At 34.4% G+C, this 1,045-nt stretch carries 1 protein-coding gene and 1 pseudogene; one reads left to right on the top strand and one right to left on the bottom strand.

Annotated features, from left to right (window positions below; genetic code table 11):
• Window positions 1-333 (top strand): annotated as a pseudogene (locus CUN59_RS20745) (transposase); the annotation flags it as partial.
• A gap of 75 nt (window positions 334-408) precedes the next feature.
• On the opposite strand, the gene CUN59_RS20740 reads toward CUN59_RS20745, so the two are convergent.
• Window positions 409-1,045 (bottom strand): tetratricopeptide repeat protein (locus CUN59_RS20740; protein WP_133164064.1); only part of this gene is annotated, 637 nt, incomplete at its 5' end.

The following is a 1,045-nucleotide window of genomic DNA, read 5'->3' as shown; positions in this document are numbered from 1 at the left end:
TTTTGGTTTATTCAGCAAGCCCTAGTTACCCCGTCACAACTAGCAACAAAATAAGACCCGTTCCAAAAAACATCTTTCCAGTCAAGGCTGAACAAAACCGTTCTCCTATTGCGTCCCCTAAGTTTTTACGCAAAGCTGAACGCAAGTTAAAATCTGCACAACGTCGCGTCTCTCGTAGGCAGAAAGGTTCTAATCGTCGTAAAAAAGCTATTAAAAAAACTGGGTATTCAACACAAGAAAATGTCAGATACCCGCAAAGATTTTCACTTGAAAACTGCGAATAATTTACTCAAAAAGTACGATGTAGTAGCTGTTGAAAAGTTGAACATAAAACTTATAATCCTGTACATCCTATAATCCTGGGTATCCTGATTCAGAAAATTTTAAGATTGCATAACAATCATTTCTTTATGTATTGTCATCTGATGCTTCTGTTTGCTGCTGCAAATACTCCCTAATAGATGACAATAGCTGAGGATTGTTTTCTATTTGCTCTAGCAATGCTAACATTGTTTCTGTATTTAGATCGGGAATGTTTGCTTGTTCTGCAAGTGATCCAAGAATAGCAAACAATGTATCTTTGTTACATTGCAAAAGTTTCATTATGTATAATGATTTTACTATAAGTGCTACATTTTGCGTATTAGGGTGTTTATTCCCTAATTTTTGTTGATATATTACTAAAGCTTGTTGAGCTAGATCTTCAGCTTTTAAATAGTTTTCTTGAGAATAATACAATAGTGCTAAATTATCAAGACTAGTAGCAACATCAGGATGATCATTACCTAGTTGGCGTTTTCTGATATCTAAAGATTGTAAATAAAGAAGTTCAGCATCATTGAATCGTCCTTGAGATTTATACAATAGTGCTAAATTATTAAGACTAGTAGCAACATCAGGATGATCATTACCTACTTGGCGTTTTCTGATATCTAAAGATTGTAAATAAAGAGGTTCAGCATCATTGTATCGTCCTTGAGAATCATACAATCCTGCTAAATTATTAAGACTAGTAGCAACATCGGGATGATCATTACCTAGTTGG

Origin of the sequence: Cuspidothrix issatschenkoi CHARLIE-1 (genome assembly GCF_002934005.1) — a bacterium.
Lineage (GTDB): Bacteria > Cyanobacteriota > Cyanobacteriia > Cyanobacteriales > Nostocaceae > Cuspidothrix > Cuspidothrix issatschenkoi.
Note: the sequence above shows the minus strand (reverse complement) of the source record. Positions and strands in the feature narration are given on the sequence as shown.